Here is a 7,000-nt window from a genome sequence, read left to right as displayed (position 1 = left end):
AACACGCCCACGTCTTCGGTGTCGGACATGGCGCCCCTCCCATGATGTTGAACGTGCCGGCCTCGGCATCGGTGTCGTGCTCGCGCATCCACGTTATGCAGACCTGCCATCCGCGAGCTGTCCGGCGTTGCACCGGACCGGATGGCGGCCGGACCTCTGATCAGCGTCTCCGACGGCACCTCCCGGACCCGGTGACACCACCCCCCAGGTCATCGACTTCGACAGGGGGCAACAGTCATGCCGGGCCCGGAGGCCAGCGGCCCTCTTGCAGGGCCGCGAAGAAGATAACGGGGGTGACCGGCGGGTGATCAGCGCGAGTGGCTGCGCAAGACGGTCGAGATGGTGACGGCGACGACAAGGACGCCGCCGTAGAAGACGCTGGTGACCCACGAGGTCGCGCCCAGGAGCTGGAGTCCGAGCACGCCCGTCGCCAGGAAGAAGACGGCGATGAGGGTGCCGATCGGGTTGAACCGCCCCGGCTGCAGAATCGCCGTGCCGAGGAAGGTCGCCGCGAAGATCGGCAGCAGGTAGCTCTGCGACACGTTGGGGTCGAAGCCGCCGGTGGCCGCCGCGGAGAGCACCCCTCCGGCGCCGGCGATGAGGCCGGCGGTCGTGAAGGCCCCGATGCGCAGACGTGTCACGCGCACACCGGCCAGCCGGCTGACCTCGCGGCTCTCACCGACGAAGCGCATGGTGCGGCCCAGCGGCGTGAAGTGCAGGACGTAGGCCAGGCCGAGCATGAGCGCGAGCCCGTAGAAGAAGCTGATGGGAAGGCCGGCGACCGGCAGGAGCGCGATGTCCTTGAAATCCGTGGGGAGACCGCTGACCGGCATCAGGTCGGAGACCCACAGCGCGATGCCGAGGAGGAAGGTGCCCATGCCGAGCGTCACCACGATGGTGTTGACGCCGACCTTGACCACGAGCCAGCCGTTCACGGCGCCCACCACGGTGGACAGGGCGAGCGAGGCGAGCACCGCCGCCCACACGTTCCACCCGTGGTTGACGTTGAGGATCGTCAGCATGATGGCGGCGAGCCCGAAGTTGGAGGCGATCGACATGTCGACGAACTCGCCGACGATGATCGTGCAGAGCAGGGCGGCGGTCAGGAAGACGAGCGCCGACTGGTTCTGACTGCCGAAGATCACCTTGAGACTGCCCGACGTCATGAAGGTGTCGGGGCGGAGGACCGAGAAGAGGACCGCGAGCGCGATCCAGACGCCGATGACGGCGAAGCGGGAGGCGAACCAGGCCCAGCCGCCGCCGTGTTTCACAGGGGCGTCCGGTGCGGGGGTTGGTACGGACGGCGACTTCACGCCGGTGACCGTGGACATCTCTGACATGGGATCGGGCGCTCCCTGGCTGGTACGTACGGGCTGTGGTGCCGAACACTCAGGATCGTGTGCGAAACCATATACAGAATCGCCTACAACACAAGACCTACGGACGCCGCAAATCGTGGTTGAAATCGTACACGATCTCGCCTACGGTTTCGGATCACGTTGTGGCACATGCCACAACCCGTGCGCAGAGAGGCAGGGGACCCGTGCCCCAGACAGTCGTCCGTGACGTCGAATACCAGCACAAAGGGACCCGCATGCGGGGCCTGGTCATCACCTGTCCGGGCGGAGCGGCCGGCGACTCCTCCGCCGCCGGGGTCCTGCTCATCCACGACGCCTTCGGCCTCGGCGAGGAGATGATCGGCAACGCGACACTGCTCGCCGAGGCCGGACATCCGGTGTTCCTGGCCGACGTGTGGGGTGAGCGCGCCACACCGTCCTCGGTCACCGAGATCGGACCGCTGATCGGCTCCATGGTCCAGGACCGCGACCGGTGGCTGGGGCGCGTCGCCGCCGCCCACGCGGTACTCGACACGCAGCCGGAGTTCGCCGGCCGTCCCCTGGCCCTCCTCGGATACTGCTTCGGCGGCTCCTCGGCGCTCGAGTACCTGCGCACCGGGGCGGCCGTCGCCGGCGTCGCCGCGGTGCACCCCGGGCTCGACCTGCTCGGCCAGGACTGGAGCACTCCGGGATCGGGCTCCGTGCTGCTGATGACCGGCGCCGACGACCCGATGGCGACGCCTGCCATGCGGAGCCGGCTGGAGGAACACCTGAACTCCGCCGGGCTGGATCACCAGTTCCACCTCTACAGCGGCACCACGCACGCCTTCACCAGCCCCAAGGCCGCCGACTCCCCCGAGCCCGAGCTGTTCGCGTACAACGCGCGCAGCGCCGCACGGGCCTGGGCGGCCACCACCGGCTTCCTCGCCGAGCTCTCCGCTCCGGCCTCCTGACCACGCGACCACACCCCACACAAGACGAGGACAACGACATGACCACCAGCGATCTCGACATCGCGATCATCGGCGCCGGTCCGGCCGGCCTGCTCACCGCGCTCCGTTTGCACCAGAAGGGCTTCCGCCCAGTCGTCTACGAGGCCGTGCCCGAGCTGAAGCCGCTCGGCGTCGGCGTCGACATCAAGACCATCGGCACAGCCGAGATCGACGGTCTCGGCCTGCTGGAGGAATTCCGCGCGATCTCCGTCGACGCGGAGGACTCGATCTTCTACAACCACTTCGGCCAGGAGATCTACGCCGAGAAGTGCGGCGTGCACATGGGCTACCTGCACGAGCAGCGCTTCGTGCACCGCGGCACCCTCCAGATGCTGCTCTACAAGGTCGCGCTGGAGCGGCTCGGCGCGGACGCGATACGCCTGGGCGCCGGTGTCACCGGGTACGCGCAGGACGACACGGGCGTGACGCTCGGCCTCCGGCACGACGACGGCCGCACGGAGCAGGTGCGCCACGCGGCGGTCATCGCCTGTGACGGCATCAAGTCCGCCATCCGCAGGCAGATGTTCCCCAACCTTTCCGAGCCGCACTTCTCCGGCATCACCATGTGGCGCGGCACCACGGTCATGGAGCCCTTCCGCAACGGCCACACGATCCTGCACATCGGCGACCCCAACACCGCCTCGATGATCGTCTACCCCATCGCCGACAACTTCGAGGGGACCGGCAAGACACTGGTCAACTGGGTCGCCGAGACCAACGGCGAGGAGACCATCGAGGACTGGAACCAGGTCGGCGACATCAGCGAGGTCATTCCGCTCTTCGACACCGTCGATCTGCCGTTCCTCGACGTCCGGCGGATGATGCGCGAGGCCCGCGAGGTCTACCTCTTCCCGTTGATCCGCCACGATCCGCTCGACAACTGGGTCGACGGCCGGGTCGTCCTGCTCGGCGACGCCGCCCATGCGATGTACCCGCGCGGCGGCAACGGCATCACCCAGGCGATGCTCGACGCCCGCGTCATCGTGGACAAGCTCGCCGAGCACCCCGAGGACCCGCACGCGGCCTTCGTCGCGTACGACGCGGCCCGCCGCGAGGGCGTCAACCGGATCGTGATGAACATGCGCGGCGAGGGATACGAGGTCATCCGGCGCATGGTCGCCGAGCGCACCCGGGGCACGCGCTTCAAGGACATCGAAGAGGTTCTCCCGCTCACGGAGGCCGACGGGATCTTCAGTAAGTACCACGCGCTGGTCGGTTCACCCCGGCCCGGATTCGAGGCCGGCGAGGCGACCGGCTACCGCACCGACGACCTCGACGAGTACGGAGCCAAGGCATGACCGTCGCCCCGGTGGTCCTCGCCGACTCCGCCACGCGCGCGGCGATCCTCGACGTGGAGGAGCGCCGCCGGCGGGCGCTCCTGGAGGTCGACCTCGACACGCTCCGCGACCTGTACGACGACTCGCTGATCCACACCCACGCGCCCGGCCTGACCCACACGAAGGCCCAGCTCCTGGAACACATCGCCACCCGCGCGCCCTACAAGGGCGCGACCCGCGGCGAACTGACGATCCGTGTGATCGGCGGCGTCGCGGTCATGACGGGCCGTCTGATCAACCGCCTCGGCAGTCCGGACGGCTCCGAACGCACGGTCGCCGGCCAGGTGATCCAGGTGCTGCGGCGATGCGAGGACGGCGCCTGGCGCTTCGTCAGTTTCCAGATGACCCCGGATGGCGAGCACGTCTGGGCCCCCACCGCCGAGGAGAAGGCCGGCCTCGACAGGATCGCTCAGGAGGAGCAGCAGTGAAGATCGCACGCTTCCACACCGCGCAGGGGCCGACGCGGCTCGGCCGTGTCGACAGTGACCGGGTCACCGACATCTCTGACGTCGTCGGGAACACGTCGCTGCGGGCGATCCTGCCCCTGCTGCCCTCGCTGAAGCAGGCGGTCCTCGCCGCCGACGGCCCGTCGCACTCGCTGGCGGACGTGGCCCTGGAGGCGCCGATCGACACCCCGCAGAAATACCTGGGCATCGGCATGAACTACCGGGAGCACGCCGAGGAGGCGCGTGCCGCGGGCATCCCGATCCCCGAGAACCAGATGTGGTTCAACAAGCAGGTCTCCTGCATCGCCGGCCCCTACGACGGCATTGTGAAGCCCCGCCTGTCCGACGCGCTGGACTACGAGATCGAACTCGGCGTGGTGATCGGCCGCCGCTGCAAGCACGTGTCCGCGGAGGACGCCCGCTCGGTCATCGCCGGATACCTCGTCGCCAACGACGTGTCGGTCCGCGACTGGCTGCAGAAGAAGTCGCCGACGTTCACGCTGGGCAAGTCGTTCGACACCCACGGCCCGATCGGCCCGTGGCTGACCACCGACGACGAGATCGCCGACCCGCACAACCTGCGGATGACGCTCACCGTCAACGGCGAGATCCGCCAGGACTGGCCGACGAACGACATGATCCACGATATCTACGAACAAATCGCCTATCTCTCACAGGTCTTCACTCTCATGCCCGGCGACATCCTCGCCACCGGCACGCCGGCGGGGATCGGCGCGCCGACGGGCGACTTCCTCAAGACCGGCGACGTCGTCCGCGCGGAGATCGAGGGCCTCGGCCACATCGAGAACCGCGTCATCGCCGAGGGCTGAGCGGCCATGAGCACCCGCACCAGCATCGACCTGCCCGGGTTCAGCCACGTCAACCCGATCCCGGCCGCCAGCCGGATCGGCCCGTTCGTCGCGACCGGTGCCATCACCGGCCGCGACCCGGTGACCGGCGAGGTGGCCCCCGACGCCGACCAGCAGTTCGCGCACGTCTTCGCGCACGTGCGCACCCTGATGGCCGAACTCGGCGGTAGCACGGACGACATCCTCAAGATCACGTTCCACCTCGCCGACCCCGACGACCGTGAGGCACTCAACCGTGAGTGGCTGGCGATGTTCCCCGACCCGGACAGCCGCCCCGCCCGGCAGGCGATCGCGGCCCGGCTCGGCCGCGGCGCCGTCGTCCACTGCGACCTGCTCGCAGTGCTCAGCACCTGAGGAAGGACCCATGACTCATCTGCCCACCCCCGGCGGCTCCTCCCCCGGCGCCGTGACCTACGAGGCACCCGTCACGATCAAGCGGATGCTCTTCGCCACCTGGGCGCTGCTCGATTCGCTGCGCCCCGATCTCAAGGCCGCGGCCATCGTGCCCGACATGGACGCTCCGGGCCGTGCGGACTGGGACTTCATCCCCAAGCCCGACCGGGCCGGCATCCCGCTGCACGCGCTCGACCGGCACCAGAAGGTCATCGCGCACTCTCTGCTCAAGGCCGGCCTCAGCATGCGCGGCTACAGCCAGGCGCTGTCCGTGATGGCCACGGAGAACATGCTGCGCGAGCTGGAGGTGATCGAGCGCGGCTTCGGCGTGCTGGCCGGCAACTTCCGGGACCCCGAGGGCTACTGGTTCAGCTTCTGGGGGCGGCCCGGCTTCGAGGACACCTGGGGTTGGCGGGTCATCGGCCATCATCTCTCACTCAGCTACACGATCATCGCGCAGCGCCACCTCACCGTCACCCCGCTGGCGATGGGCGCGCAGCCCGTCGGTGCGGGTGTGCTGGACGCGCTCGGCGAGAACGAGCGCCGGGCTCTGGCGATCCTGCGCTCGCTGTCCCCCGACGCCCAGGAGCAGGCCGTCATCCACGAGGTCGCGCCCGCCGACTTCGTCACCCGTCAGGTGCCTCACGTCGGCGCCGAGGAATGGCCCGACTGGGTCGACCTCGGGATCGTCGGCTACGAGACGACCGACGAGGACCGCGAACGCCTGCGCTTCGTGAAAGCCGACCCGTCGGGCATCAGCGGCGCCGACCTGACCGGTGATCAGCTGCACGCGGTCCGCGACCTCCTTCTCTACTACGTGGAGACCGGTCCCGACGAGCTGGCCCGGCAGTACCGCGAGCAGGTACTGGCGGCCGACCCACGCGACATCCGTTTCGCCTGGGCGGGCGGACGCGAGGCGAACACGGCCCACTATTACCGGATCTCCACGCGTGACCTGCTCATCGAGGCCGACAACGCGGTCGCCGCGGGCCAGCACGTCCACACGGTCTGGCGCGACCTCAACAACGACCTCGGTCACGATCTGCTGATCGACCACTACGCGCGGCACGGCCCGGACGGCCGACACCTGCGACGCCGACTGGAGTCGAACCGGCCGGCCGAGGACTCCCCGCTCGAGACCGGAGGGTGGTACGTCCCGGAGGTCTATGTGAAGCACTGACCGACGTGCCGAACAAGTCGGTGATCGCCGGGCGGCCGGTCAAGGGCGGCTCGGCGGTCAGGCACGAGCGGGCACGGAACGCAAGGGGCAACCCGGATGGGAAATCCCGTGGCAGAGAAATGCAGAGCCATGAGTGGCCGGGCCCCGGTCCAGTGACGGGGTGCCGCTCCCGCAATTACGGACGACCAAAAAGGCTCGCCCGCGAGATTTCACGGATGAGCCTTTTCAGCTGCGCGGATATTCGTCTCGTCCAGAAGTGTTCTTCGGTTTTGTTCGCCGTCGCCATGACGGCCGATATGCAAGAGAGCGCCGGAATTCGGGAAACGCTCCGGGCCATGAGCCGGTAATCGGGCCGAGGGCGTGAGGATTTCCCCGCCCGCCGCCGGGGACGGGCCCGGCACGCCCGCCGCCGGGGACGGGCCCGGCAGGAGGGGCGCGCCCCTCCT

7 protein-coding genes are annotated in these 7,000 nt (G+C 68.9%); 6 read left to right on the top strand and 1 reads right to left on the bottom strand.

Annotation, left to right across the window (positions count from 1 at the left end; genetic code table 11):
• Window positions 1-308: 308 nt before the first annotated feature.
• Complete coding sequence (locus B082_RS0105925; RefSeq protein ID WP_026249469.1) at window positions 309-1,340, bottom strand: ABC transporter permease; 1,032 nt, start codon at window positions 1,338-1,340, stop codon at window positions 309-311.
• 203 nt (window positions 1,341-1,543) lie between these two features.
• Here B082_RS0105925 and B082_RS0105920 point away from each other — a divergent pair, with 203 nt between their 5' ends.
• The 6 genes from B082_RS0105920 to B082_RS35695 are packed head-to-tail and all read left to right on the top strand — an operon-like array spanning window position 1,544 to window position 6,554.
• The gene (locus B082_RS0105920) at window positions 1,544-2,290 is read left to right on the top strand and encodes a dienelactone hydrolase family protein (RefSeq protein WP_158688861.1); all 747 of its coding nucleotides are present in this window, start codon (window positions 1,544-1,546) and stop codon (window positions 2,288-2,290) included.
• A 38-nt stretch (window positions 2,291-2,328) separates the two neighbouring features.
• Entirely contained in the window at window positions 2,329-3,627 is a 1,299-nt protein-coding gene (locus tag B082_RS0105915) for an FAD-dependent monooxygenase (RefSeq protein ID WP_018550885.1), read from the top strand.
• Entirely contained in the window at window positions 3,624-4,094 is a 471-nt protein-coding gene (locus tag B082_RS0105910) for a nuclear transport factor 2 family protein (RefSeq protein ID WP_018550884.1), read from the top strand. The genes B082_RS0105915 and B082_RS0105910 overlap by 4 nt, the downstream gene beginning before the upstream one ends.
• Window positions 4,091-4,942: a fumarylacetoacetate hydrolase family protein gene (locus tag B082_RS0105905; protein WP_018550883.1), complete on the top strand. Its 852-nt coding sequence runs from the start codon at window positions 4,091-4,093 to the stop codon at window positions 4,940-4,942. The genes B082_RS0105910 and B082_RS0105905 overlap by 4 nt, the downstream gene beginning before the upstream one ends.
• A 6-nt stretch (window positions 4,943-4,948) precedes the next feature.
• Window positions 4,949-5,335 carry a RidA family protein gene (locus B082_RS0105900; RefSeq protein ID WP_018550882.1) on the top strand — a complete coding sequence of 129 codons (387 nt, stop codon included), beginning with the start codon at window positions 4,949-4,951 and terminating at the stop codon, window positions 5,333-5,335.
• A gap of 10 nt (window positions 5,336-5,345) precedes the next feature.
• Entirely contained in the window at window positions 5,346-6,554 is a 1,209-nt protein-coding gene (locus B082_RS35695; protein ID WP_018550881.1) for a DUF3500 domain-containing protein, read from the top strand.
• Window positions 6,555-7,000: the final 446 nt, after the last annotated feature.

It is taken from the genome of Streptomyces sp. ATexAB-D23, assembly GCF_000373645.1.
Classification (GTDB): Bacteria; Actinomycetota; Actinomycetes; order Streptomycetales; family Streptomycetaceae; genus Streptomyces; species Streptomyces castrisilvae.
The sequence above is the reverse complement of the archived record's forward strand: the minus strand, read 5'-3'. Positions and strand labels throughout refer to the sequence as shown.

Excerpts from the sequence above, each read along its gene's own strand:
- B082_RS0105900 (WP_018550882.1), top strand. The coding sequence starts at position 4,949 with ATGAGCACCCGCACCAGCATCGACCTGCCCGGGTTCAGCCACGTCAAC.
- B082_RS0105910 (WP_018550884.1), top strand. The coding sequence starts at position 3,624 with ATGACCGTCGCCCCGGTGGTCCTCGCCGACTCCGCCACGCGCGCGGCG.
- B082_RS0105915 (WP_018550885.1), top strand. The coding sequence starts at position 2,329 with ATGACCACCAGCGATCTCGACATCGCGATCATCGGCGCCGGTCCGGCC.
- B082_RS35695 (WP_018550881.1), top strand. The coding sequence starts at position 5,346 with ATGACTCATCTGCCCACCCCCGGCGGCTCCTCCCCCGGCGCCGTGACC.
- B082_RS0105925 (WP_026249469.1), bottom strand. The coding sequence starts at position 1,340 with ATGTCAGAGATGTCCACGGTCACCGGCGTGAAGTCGCCGTCCGTACCA.